The organism is Novacetimonas cocois, assembly GCF_003311635.1.
Classification (GTDB): Bacteria; Pseudomonadota; Alphaproteobacteria; order Acetobacterales; family Acetobacteraceae; genus Novacetimonas; species Novacetimonas cocois.
Window position 1 is genome coordinate 42,475 of record NZ_QEXL01000013.1, and the last position, 13,948, is coordinate 56,422.

General features: G+C 67.2%; 11 protein-coding genes. 7 read left to right on the forward strand and 4 right to left on the reverse strand.

Annotated features, from left to right (window positions below):
* Window positions 1-11 precede the first annotated feature (11 nt).
* From NJLHNGOC_RS10670 to NJLHNGOC_RS10680, 3 genes are all read right to left on the reverse strand, one after another.
* The gene (locus NJLHNGOC_RS10670; RefSeq protein ID WP_113596384.1) at window positions 12-1,736 is read right to left on the reverse strand and encodes a heparinase II/III family protein; all 1,725 of its coding nucleotides are present in this window, start codon (window positions 1,734-1,736) and stop codon (window positions 12-14) included.
* Window positions 1,737-1,770: 34 nt separating this feature from the next.
* Window positions 1,771-2,451, reverse strand: coding sequence for a ribulose-phosphate 3-epimerase (rpe, locus tag NJLHNGOC_RS10675; protein WP_113596334.1), 681 nt, complete (start codon window positions 2,449-2,451; stop codon window positions 1,771-1,773).
* A gap of 64 nt (window positions 2,452-2,515) precedes the next feature.
* Window positions 2,516-3,838, reverse strand: a complete 1,323-nt coding sequence (locus NJLHNGOC_RS10680; protein ID WP_113596335.1) for an RsmB/NOP family class I SAM-dependent RNA methyltransferase — start codon at window positions 3,836-3,838, stop codon at window positions 2,516-2,518.
* A gap of 348 nt (window positions 3,839-4,186) precedes the next feature.
* Here NJLHNGOC_RS10680 and NJLHNGOC_RS10685 point away from each other — a divergent pair, with 348 nt between their 5' ends.
* The 6 genes from NJLHNGOC_RS10685 to NJLHNGOC_RS10710 all read left to right on the forward strand — a co-directional run bounded on the left by NJLHNGOC_RS10685 (window position 4,187) and on the right by NJLHNGOC_RS10710 (window position 11,050).
* Window positions 4,187-4,906 carry a YggS family pyridoxal phosphate-dependent enzyme gene (locus tag NJLHNGOC_RS10685; RefSeq protein ID WP_113596336.1) on the forward strand — a complete coding sequence of 240 codons (720 nt, stop codon included), beginning with the start codon at window positions 4,187-4,189 and terminating at the stop codon, window positions 4,904-4,906.
* Window positions 4,907-5,029: 123 nt separating this feature from the next.
* A complete protein-coding gene (locus tag NJLHNGOC_RS10690; RefSeq protein ID WP_110529716.1) occupies window positions 5,030-7,048 on the forward strand; it encodes a potassium transporter Kup in 2,019 nt (672 codons plus the stop codon).
* Between the two features lie 64 nt (window positions 7,049-7,112).
* Window positions 7,113-8,273, forward strand: a complete 1,161-nt coding sequence (hemW, locus tag NJLHNGOC_RS10695; protein ID WP_113596385.1) for a radical SAM family heme chaperone HemW — start codon at window positions 7,113-7,115, stop codon at window positions 8,271-8,273.
* A gap of 135 nt (window positions 8,274-8,408) precedes the next feature.
* Window positions 8,409-9,497 (forward strand): nucleoside hydrolase, encoded by a 1,089-nt coding sequence (locus NJLHNGOC_RS10700; RefSeq protein WP_165837922.1) that lies wholly within the window; start codon window positions 8,409-8,411, stop codon window positions 9,495-9,497.
* Window positions 9,498-9,518: 21 nt separating this feature from the next.
* On the forward strand, window positions 9,519-9,965 hold the full coding sequence (locus NJLHNGOC_RS10705) for a DUF1489 family protein (protein WP_113596338.1): 447 nt from the start codon (window positions 9,519-9,521) through the stop codon (window positions 9,963-9,965).
* 68 nt (window positions 9,966-10,033) lie between these two features.
* Window positions 10,034-11,050, forward strand: coding sequence for a lytic transglycosylase domain-containing protein (locus tag NJLHNGOC_RS10710; RefSeq protein ID WP_113596386.1), 1,017 nt, complete (start codon window positions 10,034-10,036; stop codon window positions 11,048-11,050).
* Here NJLHNGOC_RS10710 and NJLHNGOC_RS10715 read toward each other — a convergent pair.
* Complete coding sequence (locus tag NJLHNGOC_RS10715; protein WP_239021472.1) at window positions 11,031-13,076, reverse strand: glycoside hydrolase family 3 C-terminal domain-containing protein; 2,046 nt, start codon at window positions 13,074-13,076, stop codon at window positions 11,031-11,033. The genes NJLHNGOC_RS10710 and NJLHNGOC_RS10715 overlap by 20 nt on opposite strands.
* 320 nt (window positions 13,077-13,396) lie before the next feature.
* Here NJLHNGOC_RS10715 and NJLHNGOC_RS10720 point away from each other — a divergent pair, with 320 nt between their 5' ends.
* Complete coding sequence (locus tag NJLHNGOC_RS10720; RefSeq protein ID WP_113596339.1) at window positions 13,397-13,924, forward strand: DUF3576 domain-containing protein; 528 nt, start codon at window positions 13,397-13,399, stop codon at window positions 13,922-13,924.
* Window positions 13,925-13,948: the final 24 nt, after the last annotated feature.

Here is a 13,948-nt window from a genome sequence, read left to right on the forward strand (position 1 = left end):
CCGCCCCGGCGTCATTCGCGCTCCAGCCCCCAGCGGATCACGCTGCGCCTGCGGCCGGGCGGCACATCCGCCGGCGCGGGAATATCCGGAATCCCGCCTCGCGCCGCGGGCGGGGCATCGGGCATTTTTCCGGCTTCCTCTCCTTTGGCCGCAGGGTCATCGACGTCGGCCGGCGGCCTGCGTCCGCCATTGGGCGTGACGCGCACGACAATCTGGGTGGAGGGCACCGGACGCGTCCCGCCGGAATAGACGCTTTCCTCCACCGTGACTTCACCGCCCGTGGCGCGGAAACGCCATGTCTGCTCCCCCGCCTCCAGCAGGACGGTGCCGTTCTGGGGATCGGGCTGGGCATAGACGGATGGGTGCAGATGCAGCCGCAGGACGAAGGCCAGTTCGCGTTCGCCCTCGATCGTTTCCTCGCCACGCAGCCCGTCGCCGCCGCTTCCCAGATACAGCCGCCGGGAATAGGTCGCGCCGGCCGTGGGATAATATCCGTCATGCGACAGGCTTATCCAGTGCGCGCCCTCCCGCGTTGCATGCTCCACCTCCACATGGGCGGGGCGACGCGCCACGGTGCCGTCCTCATGAAAATCGGAGGAGGAAAGCCCCTCCACCTCCACAGTGGAATGGGCCGCCGTCTGGCGCAGCGCCTTTTTCCATTGCGGCAGCAGGCCACCGCCGCAATTGACGATCAGGCGTTGGCGCATGCACGAAAATTCCAGCGACAGTGTCCCCGCATGCGCGTTGTGGTCATGCCCCGCGGGCGCGGGCGCGCCCGCGTCGATCAGCAGCAGCGAACGTCCCGCCTGCGCCCGCACGAATCCGCCATCGGGCATCGAATTGGCAACCACCCGCGTGCGCGTGGCCTGTGACAGCACCATCTCGATCAGGGTGGCGGTCCGTTCATGGCTGCCGTTGAACAGCGCCAGCCCGCCGTCACCATGACGCATGGCCCGCAGGACGGGGCTCATCTTGTCCAGCGCAAGGGCAACCGAATGGGGCAGCGCATGCTGGGCGGCCTGCATCATCGCGCGCATTTCCGCCAGTTCGCGCAACGCGCGCAGCTGCACCTCCGGACTGCGCTGGACATGCCAGCCATCGGGCAGGATCTGGCGTTCGACCTCCCCGTCGATATAACGCCGGTACCGGCTGAGGAACCCGGTATATTCCGGCATGGCCACCGCCACCGCCAGCAGCCCCTTCAGCGCGGTCAGGGACTGCCAGTCATGGCATTCCGGCGGCAGCAGGGCCGCAATCGTGCGTCCCTCCACCAGCAGGCGTGCCATCAGGCGCTGGCGGAACTGGTCGCTGGCCGACGCGGCAAAGAAATCGTAATGACCCAGCCACGCCGCCACCCGTGCCCCCGCCACGGAACAGTCGCGCACCATGGGATGGGTAGGGGGATTGAGCAGCCAGTCATCCACCAGCGCGCGCGCGCGCAGGCGCGCCGCATCGGTTCCCACCGCGCGCAGGTCGCGCAGCCAGCGGAAACTGTGCAGTCCCTCACGAAACGCGGGTTCATATCCGGGATTGTCCCACATTCCCGGCCCGACGGGATGGGTATATCCCGCCAGCGTCAGGCTGCCCTTGATGAGCATGGCGCCGATTCCGGCATCGCCCGGCCACAGGTCGCGGATATTGTGGACCGGCGCGACAGGCACCCGCCCCTTGCCAACCAGCAGCGGCAGCCGGGCCATCGACAGACGCGCACCCTGTGCCAGCCGCTTCAGGACCATGTCGGATCCACCGCTCCGATGATGTGAATTCCCCTCACGCCGGGCGGGATGCCCCGCCTGTGCGCAGGGCATTGATGGCGCGGGCGTAATCCTCCTGCCCGTAAACCGAGGTACCGGCAATCAGGACATCCGCGCCGGCCTGCGTCGCAAGGGTGGCGGTTTCGGGCGTGATCCCGCCATCCACGCCAATGCGGATGTCACGTCCCGTGGCATCGGCCATTTCACGCAGGGTGCGGATTTTCCGAAGCTGGCTGGTCAGGAATTTCTGTCCCCCGAACCCCGGATTGACCGTCATGACAAGGATCATGTCCACCAGATCAAGCACCTCTTCCACCGCCTCGGGCGGGGTGGCGGGACAGATCGCAAGTCCGGCCTTCACGCCATGGTCGCGCACATGCTGCAGGGAACGGTGGGTATGCGGCCCGGCCTCCACATGGATATGGATATGATCGGCGCCCGCCTTGGCAAAGGCCGCGATATACGAATCGACCGGCGCGACCATCAGGTGCACGTCGAACGGCAGGCGCGAATGCGGACGCAGGGCGCTGACCAGCTGCGTGCCCATCGACAGGTTCGGGACGAAATGCCCATCCATGACATCCAGATGGAGCCAGTCCGCGCCCGCTTTCTCGACGGCAGCGACTTCGTCCGCCATGCGGGAAAAATCAGCCGACAGGACGCTCGGCGCGATAAGGGGAGAAGATAGAGCTGCCATACCTCTTTGATATCAGGAATATCGAAGACAGGCCATAGTTTTACGAACCCCGTCCCCCTCCACGTCAGGCCTTGCGGAAGCGCGCGGCAAAGAACCCGTCCATGCCACCCTGCGCCGCCCACAGGCCGGGATGCGTGCGCAGCCAGCCCTCCGCCGTGCGGGCCTGCGGCAGGAAGGACAGTTCCTCCGGCGTGAAGGGATCGGCGATCAGGCCCATTTCCTCCGCCGCGCGGGCGCAGGCGGGACCTTCCTCCGGCTGGAGGGAACACACGGCATAGACCAGCCGCCCGCCCGGACGCAGCATGTCACGCGCCGCCGCGATCAGGGCCTGCTGCCCCGCCGCCAGCCCCGCAAGGTCGCGCGGACGCTTGATCCACATCGCGTCGGGATGGCGGCGCACCGTGCCCGTCGCCGAACACGGCGCATCCAGCAGCACGGCATCAAGCGGCACGTCCGGCCGCCACTGCGTGGCATCGCCGCGCACCGTTTTCACCCGGTCCGTCAGGCCCAGCCGCGCAAGGTTGGCGGCCAGGCGCTCCATCCTGCGGGCGTCGCGTTCCACGGCGGTCACCTCCCCCCCGGCAAAGGCAAGCTGCGCGGTCTTGCCCCCCGGCGCGGCGCACAGGTCGGCCACGCGTTCCCCCGCCTTCACATCCAGCAGCCGCGCGGGCAGCGTGGCGGCCGCGTCCTGAACCCAGAACTCCCCTTCGGAAAATCCCGGCAGTTCCGTCACCCGCGTGCCGGCAGGGAAGCGCACGGTGCCATTGGGCAGCACTTCGCCCCCCGGCGGCGGCAGGCAGCCGGGCCGCATCGACAGGTCGAGCGGCGGTTCCATCCCCAGTGCCGCCGCGACGGGACGCGCCATGCGCCCCCACGAAGTCCACAGCCAGGGCGGCACGTCGAGGCGTTCCTGATCCAGCCCCTCCAGACAGGCATCGCCCTGCTGCGCGATGCGTCGCAGGACCGCGTTCACCAGCCCGGCAAACGGCGCAAGCCCCCGCCTGCGCGCCAGCGCGACGGACGTCGCCACCGCCGCATGCACCGGCGTGCCCAGGAACAGGAGCTGCGCCACGCCAATCAGCAGGACAGCGCGCACGGGCTCGGGCGGTTCCTTTTTCAGGAAAGGCGACAGCACCTCCGTCGCGGTGCCCATATGGCGCAGGACGGACGCGCCCAGACGATGGGCCGCGGCGCGGTCACGCGGCTCCGCCTCCCGCGCCGCGGGGGAGTTTTCCATGGAGGTTTCAAGCATGCGCCGGTGTTCGATCACGCCGCTGACGATATCAAAGGCAATATCGCGGGTCGGGTCGGCCGCGGCGGCCTGCGCGCCACGCCCCCCCATGACGCGACGTCCGGACGAACGGGGTGCGGACGACGGCTGTTTCATTCTTTATCCTGCCCTGAAACTCAACACTGAACCAAAACTCCGCAACGACGCGCAACCACGCCGGCATGGTCACGCACATGACACGCCGACGCCCGCGCCGCCACCCCGGCATACAGGTTTTTTGTCGATATGCCCCATCCATCCTGCCGTCACTTCCTGCCGGATCGCCTCCACCCTCTTCCCGCCAGATGATCACGTCCCGCCCCTGCCCCCGATGACACGCGGGCGCGCGGCATGGTATCGGGACGGGTCCCCTGTCCGTCCCCCGCCCCATGCCGCGCGGGGCGAGGACAGGGATTTTCGATTTTTCCGACAGAGGGGAAAGGGCGCATCGTGCAGGACACAACCATGCCAGCGGGGGATGAAACACCCGCGTCCCGCGCCACGACGGGCCACGATATCGCACAGGCGCTCGCGACGGTGCGCGCGCGGATCGCGGCCGCGGCACGGCGCGCCGGACGTGATCCGGCGGACATCACGCTTGTCGCCGTCTCCAAGTTCCATCCACGTGAAAGCGTCGTCGCGGCGCTGCGGGCGGGACAGATGACCTTTGGCGAAAACCGCGTGCAGGAGGCGGCCGCCAAATTCCCCCCCCTGCGCGCGCAATGGCCGGAGCTGCGCCTGAACATCATTGGCGGCCTGCAGACCAACAAGGCGCTGGAGGCCGTGCGCATCGCCGACATGATCGAAAGCCTTGACCGCCCGGCCCTGTGCGACGCCATCGCGCGGGCGGCCGAGCGGACGGGCCGCCTGCCGAAACTGCTGGTGCAGGTCAATACCGGGGACGAGGCGCAGAAATCCGGCGTGGCGATGGAAGGGGCCGATACATTCATCACGACGGCAAAGGCGCGTTTTGGCGATGCGGTGGTCGGCCTGATGTGCATTCCCCCCCATGATCAGGATCCGATGCCGCATTTCCGCGCGCTGGCGGACCTTGCCGCGCGGCACGCGCTTCCGGTGCTTTCCATGGGAATGTCTGCGGATTTCGAGCAGGCCATCGCGGCGGGCGCGACGCACGTGCGCGTCGGCAGCGCGATTTTCGGACCCCGTCCGGCCCATCCGGTCTGAAATCGCCGGAATGGCACCCGCGCGGATACGGGCCTTGATGCCCCTGCCCCTTGTGGGTATGCGAAAGTACCGGGCATGATATTGCCTGTTTCTTGATATTCACTGCCGCGGAGCCGTCACGACATGACGCAACCCACGGGGCCAGACGCCCCCGGAAAACCGACGACGCCCGCCCATGGCACCCCTGCCGCGGACGGTAAGGCTTCGGACGGCAGGGCCACGGCCTCCCCCGTTCCGTCGAAAGTTACGGAATACGGCGCGGACCAGCATGAACATGCCGCAAACCCGGTGGGATTTGCGGCGCTGCTGGGCGTGCTGGGCGTTGTGTTCGGCGATATCGGCACCAGCCCGATTTACGCGCTGCGTTCGACCATCATGGTGGTGTCGCAGCACCACAGGATCGAGCCGTGGGAAATCCTCGGCGTTCTCAGCCTCATCATCTGGTCGCTGCTGCTGATCGTGACGGTGAAATACGTCATCCTCATCATGCGCGCCGACCATAACGGCGAAGGCGGCATCATTTCGCTGATGTCGATGGCGCAGCGCGTCGCCACGACCAACCGGCTTCGCGTGGCGCTGGGCATGGTCGGGATCGGCGGGGCGTGCCTGTTCTTTGGCGACGGCATGATCACCCCCGCGATTTCCGTGCTTTCGGCGGTGGAGGGGCTGGAGGTCAGCTTCCCCGCCGCGCGTGAACTGGTCATCCCCATCGCGCTGGTCGTGCTGGTGGGGCTGTTTTCGGTCCAGTCCTATGGCACGGGCAAGGTGGGGACCATCTTCGGCCCCATCATGCTGGTGTGGTTCAGCCTTCTGGGGATCCTCGGGCTTACGCAGATCGTGCAGCATCCGGGCATCCTGCTGGCGGTGTCGCCCACCTATGCGGTGCAGTTCATCATCTATCACGGATGGCTGTCGTTCATCGCCCTTGGCTCCGTCGTGCTGTCGGTCACGGGGGCGGAGGCACTGTATGCCGACATGGGGCATTTCGGCCGCCAGCCCATCCGCTATGCATGGCTGTTCTGCGTGCTGCCGTGCCTTGCGCTGAATTACCTGGGACAGGGCGCGCTGATCATCGCGGACCCGTCCAGCCTGACCAACCCGTTCTTCCTGCTGGGCCCGCACTGGCTGCAGGTGCCCATGATCATCCTGTCGACCTGCGCCACGGTGATCGCCAGCCAGGCCGGGATTTCGGGGGGCTTTTCCCTGTGCCGGCAGATCATCCAGCTTGGCTACCTGCCGCGCATGCGCATCACCCACACCAATGCGGAGGAAGAGGGCCAGATCTACCTGCCGGAATTCAACCGTTTCCTGATGACCGGCGCGCTGCTTCTCGTGCTCAGCTTCCGCAGCTCCGATGCCCTGGCCTCCGCCTACGGCATCGCGGTGACGGGCACGTTCATGTGTACCTGCGTGCTGGCGATGGTGGTGTTCCGCCGCCTGTATCACTGGTCGCGCGCCGCCGCGATCACGACGTTCGGCGGCTTTTTCATCATCGACACGACCTTCTTCGCCTCCAACGCGATGAAAATCCCGCAGGGTGGCTGGGTGCCGGTGATGCTGGGCATCGTACTGACGCTGATGATGACGACATGGAAGAAGGGCCGTCAGCTCATCATGAACCGGCAGAAGCAGGACAGCATGCCGATGAACTCCTTCCTTGCCCGGCTGCCGCAATCAAGGATCATCCGCGTGCCGGGAACGGCGGTGTACATGACCGCCACGCCGGATTTCGTGCCGGCGTGCCTGCTGCATAACCTCAAGCACAACAAGGTGCTGCATGATCACGTCCTGTTCGTGACGGTCCAGACCCTTGACCAGCCGGAGGCGGACCGGGGCCACCGTGTCGCGTTGCAGGAGCTTGCCCCCGACATGTATCGCATCATCCTGCGTTACGGTTTCATGGAAACGCCCAACCTGCCCCGCGCGCTGGAGGACCTGAAGGCCAGCGGGCTGGATTTCGACGCGCTGCAGGCCTCCTACTTCACCAGCCGCGAACTGCTGGTCCGTTCCTCGGTGCCCAAGATGTCGCGCTGGCGCATGTCGCTGTTCCTGCTGATGGCGCGCAACGCGACGCCGGCCACCGAATTCTTCCGCATCCCGCCCGACCGCGTGGTTGAGCTTGGCGTCCGCCTTGCCATCTGACGCGCCTTCGCACGTTCCCGCCCCGGCATCCTCCACCGGGACGGGCCTTGAGGCGGAGCAGACGCTGGCGCTTTATGTGCACTGGCCCTTCTGCCTGTCGAAATGCCCGTACTGCGACTTCAACAGCCATGTGCGCGACGTGATCCCGCAGGCGCGTTTCGGCAACGCCCTGCGCCGCGAACTGCGGCATGAGGCGGGGCGCATCGGCCCCGACCGCGCGGGGCGGCCGGTGCTGGGTTCCATCTTTTTCGGCGGGGGCACGCCCTCCCTGATGGAACCCGCGACGCTGGCGGCCCTGCTGGAGGACGCGGGCGAACTGTTCCACCTGTCCCCCGACATCGAAATCACGCTGGAGGCCAATCCCACCAGCGTAGAGACCGGCCGCCTGCGCGCCTTTCGCGATGGGGGCGTCAACCGCATTTCGGTGGGACTGCAAAGCCTGGACCCCGAGGCGCTGCGGTTTCTGGGGCGCGAACACAGCGTCACGCAGGCCATCGCGGCGCTGGAGCAGGCGCGCGCGCTGTTCGGCCGCATTTCGTTCGACCTGATCTATGCCCGTCCCGGACAGTCGCTGCCGTCGTGGCGGGCGGAACTGCGACAGGCCCTTTCCCTCGTCTCGGACCATCTGTCGCTCTACCAGCTGACGATCGAGCCGGGCACCCGCTTCGAAAGCCTGTACCGGCAGAACCGTTTCCGCCTGCCTGACGATGAACTGGCGGCCCGCCTGTATGAGGAAACGGCCAGTGTTGCAGGACAGCACGGCCTGTCGGGATACGAGGTTTCGAACTATGCACGGCCGGGCGCGGAAAGCCGCCATAACATGACCTACTGGCGGTATGGCGACTATCTGGGGATCGGGCCGGGCGCGCATGGACGCATGACGTCCGGCGGCGTCACCCATGCGACGCGCCGCCATCGCGCGCCCGAACCCTGGGCACAGCGGGTGGAGGAAACCGGCAGCGGCCTGACGCATGAAGAGGCACTTGCCCCCCGCGAAAAAGCGCGGGAGATGCTGCTGATGGGACTGCGTCTGGATGAGGGAATCGCGGCCGGGCGTTTCGCCCGCCGAACGGGGATGAACCTGCAGGAGGCAACGGACCCCGATATCCTGCGCGCGGCACTTGATGAGGATTACCTGCAATGGCGCGAGGGCGGAACACGCCTGCGCGCGACGGCGCAGGGACGCCTGCGTCTTGAAAGCCTGCTGGCGGCGCTGGTGGTATAGGAGCGCGCCATGAAACGGCCAAGCTGGACTGTCTGGTCAGGGAAGGAAACCCCCGCCGTGTCTTCTTCATTCATGTCATCTTCGCCAGGGGCGTCTGCCTTTTACGGCAGGGCACGCCGTACGGCCCTGTGCCTGATGGGCGCGTTCGGCCTGTGGGCCGGGCTGCCGGCCGCATCGCGCGCCGCCACGCCGTCCTCCACCGGCCCGGAACTGGTGATCGAGGATAACGATTTCCTTGGCCCCGGCGGTTCGGACCAGCAGTCGATCATCCCGCTGCTGTTCAGTCCGCATGTCCGTGTGCTGGGCTTTACGGTCGTCAGCGGCGACGGATGGGAAAATGCGGAATCCGCCCACCTGCGCCGGTTCCTTGAAATCATTGGCCGCACGGACGTGCCGGTGGCCGACGGCGCGGTCTATCCGCTGGTCAACACGGTGGCCGCCCTGCGCGAACATGAACACCAGTTCGGCACCATCCCGTGGAAGGGAGCGTGGGGCGGGCTGGGCGCGATCGATTCCACTCCCGACCAGCAGCCACCGGTTCCCCCGCTGAAGGAAGGCATGCCCCATATGCGTGCACTCACGCAGAGCGCGGCGCAGTTCCTGATCGAACAGGTCCATGCCCATCCGCATCAGGTCACCATCGTTGCTGCCGGGCCGCTGACGAACCTTGCGCTGGCCATCCGGCTGGACCCGACCTTTGCCGAGACGGCGAAAAAGCTGATCTTCATGGGGGGCATGCTGGACACCAGCATGATGTCGGTGACGAGAAACGCGGATTTCGCCTCCGACTTCAACATGATTTTCGACCCCGAGGCCGCGCACATCACCCTGACCGCGCCATGGGCGTCGGTCACGGTGGTCGGCAGTGTCTCGAACGACCTGATGATGTCGCGTGACTACCTCAACCGCATCACGCGCAGGTCTACGCCCATGACGCGTTATCTGGCGCAGTATTACGAGCCGCTGCCGATGTGGGATGAACTGACCAGCGCAATCGCCGCCGAGCCGTCGCTGGTGACATCCAGCGTCGATGCCTTCATGGACATCGATCTGACCCACGGCCCGAATTACGGTCATGCCTATGTCTGGCCCGAACAGCTTGCGCCGAAAAAACAGGGGGTGCGGCTGGTGCATATCGTGCGCGGCGTGGATGCCACGCGTTTCCGCGATCTTTTCGCGCAGGAAGCCCAGAGCGACATCGCCCCCGCCCCGGCGCGCCCCTGAGATGACGCGGGAGGTCCGGTAATGCTGCATATGGTCAAGCTGGCGGTGGGGGTCGGCAGTATCGCGGAACTGGCGCAACGCCAGCAGGCGAACCCGCCGGTGCCCGGCGACGGACTGGACGGAACGACCCCGTCGGGACATCCGTGGCTGCGCACGCGGATGTATCCCCGCCGCGCGGGGGAAATACTGGAGGGCGGGTCGCTGTACCGCGTCATCGCCGGCATGATCATGTGCCGCCAGCGCATTACCGGCATCCGTCCCGACACCCGCGACGACGGGGTGGCCTGCGCCCTGATTACCCTCGACCCGCTGATCGTGCCGGTCGCGCCACGCAGCATGCGCCCCTTTCAGGGATGGCGTTACCTGCGTGCCGCCGACGCGCCGCCGGACCTTGGGCATTCCGACATGAATGGAGATATCCTTCCTGATGACATGCGTCGCGAACTGGCTGCGTTGTGCCTGATCTGAAACCCGACACCCCATCGCCCCTGTCCGTTTTCCCTTCCGCCCCCCGTGCCATCGCCCTTGCGGGCTGCATGGCCCTTGCGCTGGCGGGATGCGCCTCCAACGCGCCAAAGGGCACCTCGCACTATTCGCGTTATTATTCCAGCAGCGGCGCCTATCGCGCGCCGGGACCGGCCGAAGATCCGTGGAAGCCCTATATCGAGGAGGCATCGAACCGTTTTGCCGTGCCCCAGCCATGGATCCGCGCCGTCATCCAGAAGGAATCGGGCGGCCATGAATACATGGACGGCCATCCCATCACGTCCGCCAGTGGCGCGATGGGGCTGATGCAGCTGATGCCCCAGACCTATGGCGACATGCAGAAGCGCAACCATCTGGGATCGGACCCGTACGACCCGCGCAACAACATCCTTGCGGGCACCGCCTATATCCGCACCCTGTACGGACTGTATGGCGCGCCGGGCTTCCTTGCGGCCTACAATGCCGGGATCGAACGCCTCAACGACTATCTGGAGGACGGGCGCCCCCTGCCCAGCCAGACCGTGCGCTACCTGCGGATCATCACGCCAAACCTTGGCAATTCCGTCGCGCTGAGCGGCCCGCTGGCGATCTATGCCGGGCCGGGACAGCCGGTAACGCGCACGCCGGTCGCGCTGGGCGGGCGTAACCAGCATGCCGTCCTGCAGTACGCGACCCTCAACCCGCCCGCGCCCACCCGCACGCCACCCGCGCAGGCAACGACGCGCTGCGTGCAGGACCCGGACGCGGCGTACGATCCGTCGGCGCGCTGCACCGCCACGACCGTGACGGCATCCGCCGGCGCGGGAGTGAATTACGGCGCGTGGAGCGTGCAGGTGGGCGCCTTCTCCACCGAGGGGCAGGCCCGTTTCGCCACCACCATGGCGCGGCAGGGGGATTTCGCCACCCTGCAGGGCGCGCGCAGCATGGTGATCCCGGTCACCAGCGCGCGCGGGACGCCGGTCTATCGCGCGCGTCTGGCGGGGCTGTCGCAGGCGGCGGCAGGCAGGGCGTGTTCCAGCCTGAAGAACCAGGGGCTGCTGTGCATCGTCATTCGCCCTGGGATGTAGGCGACGGCAGGTTTTCAAGCATTGCGGGCACATGCAGCGCCGGCAGCCGCACGCTGGCCTGATGCATCAGCATGACGGCGGAACTTCCCACCGAAAAGGTATAGGTCCCGGCGGGAACCGACCATGTCCCTGCGGTGGCGTCCCATTGCCCCAGCAGGTGGGGATCGACCGGGATGCTGACATGCGCGGCATGTCCGGGCGTCAGCGCGATGCTGCGCCATCCGACCAGACGCTTGACCCCTCCGGCCTCGGGCGGGGGGGTCAGGTAAAGCTGCGCCACGGCGCGCACGGGATGGTCCGATGTATCCGTCACGCTGAAGGCCGCGCCCAGATGCGTCGCGTCCTCATGGGTGACGTGCACGTCGCCATATGACACCTCCCCACCCACCGACAGGCCATAACCGAAGGGGAACAGCGGCGCGATGTGGGCGCTTTCGAACGCATGGTAATCGGCATAGGCCATGCCGGGTGGATAGAATCCCCCCGTGAACGTCATCGGCAGATGGCCGGAGAAATCGCGCGTCCCCGTCAGCATGGCCGCCAGCGGGGCGGCATATTCGTCATGCCATGACCATGCCTGGATCACGCTGTCCACCACATCAAGCCACGGCATCGCCCGGTCGGGGCTGTCGGACATCATGATGGTCACGACATGACCGCCCAGATCGGCCAGCGCGGTGATGAACGCATTGTCCGCGTCCCGGTCCGTCAGCATCACGACCCGCGCGACCTGTGACGCCTGCGGCGGGGGCGGCGCGCCGCGACTGACGATGCTCTGGCTGACCCGGACGCCATCATGCCGCAGGGCCTCGCCCAGCGTGGCGAGCGGCCCGGCCAGATCCTGCGTCGCAAGCAGCAGGACAGGCCCGCTGCGGTCATCAAGGGGCAGGACCTGGTTTTCATTCTGCAGCAGGACCATCCCTTCGGCCCCGATATCGGCCATCAGCCCCTCCACCGGTGCGGGACCCGCCGGGGCGGCCTTCCTGTCGCGCGTGAAGGGCGGCGGATGGTCCAGCACCCCGGTTCCGTACAGCGACGTCAGGACATGCTGCGCCATCTGGTCAACACGCGCGGGCTGCACCGCGCCGGAGGCCAGCGCGCGACGCAGGGGCGCGGCATACACGCCTTCGTCCGCCCCCTGCGCCTGTTCCATGTCCACACCATCGCCCACGGCCGTCATGGGGGGCATGGGCACGCCATCCGTTCCCGCAAGCGTGCCGGGCATCGCCATCAGCATGCCGCCGAAATGCCACTGGTCACGCAACATGCCCGCCAGCCCCGACAGCGCGCCGCAGGCATGTATCATCCCCCCGCACGCAAGCGCCCCGCCCCGCGCGGTTTCCAGCGCGACGGAAAGCCCCATCATGCTGGTGTTCATGAACTGCCCCACCGCGGCGGGCAACGTGGCGGGAAGGGCGACGACCCCGTCGCCGCGCCCCTGTTCTTCCGCCCGCAGGGCGGCAAAGACCGGCACGACATGTCCCGCCATCAGTCCCGACGCGACCATGCCCGCCGTCACCCCCGCAAGGAACGGGTCCTCGCCCGCCTGCAGGCGGCCCGAAGGCAGCAGGTCCACCCCACCGACACGGACCATCGCCCGCCCCCGTCCCCATTCGTCATGCGCGCGCAGCACGCCCGCGCGGTGGGCCAGCGCGGGGTCCCAGCCTGCCGCAAGCGCGAGGAACGGCAGCTGCGGCATGGCGGAGGCAGGGGGATGCGGGTCATCGAAACGGGGCATGCGCAGGGCGGGCAGGCCAAGCCGCGGCACGCCGGGCCATGTCAGCAGCCCCGCGCCCGCGTCGTTTCCTTCTGCCTGCGGGGCGGGAAAGGCCCGCAGGACCGAAAGTTTTTCCTCGGGCCGCATGCGCGCCACCATGTCGGCGGCACGCGCGGCCGACGCGGGCGAGGACGGGGCAGCCCATCCGGATGCCGCAGGCACCGCCATGCCACCCAGACAGGACAGCACCCCCAGCGTCACGGCCATGATGTTCATAATGTCGGAAGTCGTGATGAATGTATGTCGCACCCTGCCTGCGGATCCTCCCTGTCATGTCTGTGTGTCCATGCCCGTGCCGCCATGTCGCGTGGGGCCGGGACGATACATAGGTACTATCATCGACGCCGCAGTGCCATGATCCATGCCACGACCCGGCAGGCATCCCCGTCATGATGGCGGCACAGAAAGTCGCCGCGTGACTTGGCGGGACCGGCGTGGCGGGATATGAAGGACAGCACATCGACACAGGCAGGACCGTGGCCGATCGTTCCGGCATCTCATGACGGGACGGGGAGCACGGGGCCGAAATACCACATGCGGGGGCCATCCCCGACGTCCATAGAGGCATCATGACCCTTCGTCCGCCATTTTCCGCCGCCCTTTGCCACTCCTCCCGCCGCGTGGCGCGCAGGGGCCTGCCGATCCTGATGCTTGGCGCCCTGCTGGCCGCGTGCTCCAGCGGCCCGCACGACGCAAGCGGCCTCGCCCGGCCCCAGAACAAGCTGCTGAAGGAAGATCGCGGGGCCACCGGCGGCAATGACCAGCTGGCCAAAAGCGGGGTCAACGCCTTCCTGTGGCGCGGGGCGATCGATACGCTGTCCTTCATGCCGTTCGCATCGGCGGACGCGGTTGGCGGCGTGATCCTGACGGACTGGTACACGCCCCCCGCCACGCAGAACGAGCGTTTCAAGATCACCTGCTTCATCCTGTCGAGCGACCTGCGTTCCGACGCCGTGCGCGTTTCGGTGTTCCGCCAGGTGCAGCAGGACAACCAGTGGGTCGATACCCCGGTCGCCGCCAACACGGTTTCCGACATCACCTCCAAGATCCTGACCCGTGCGCGCCAGCTGCGTGCCGATAGCGGCCACTCGAACTGATTCCTCGCGCACCGGACCATGACC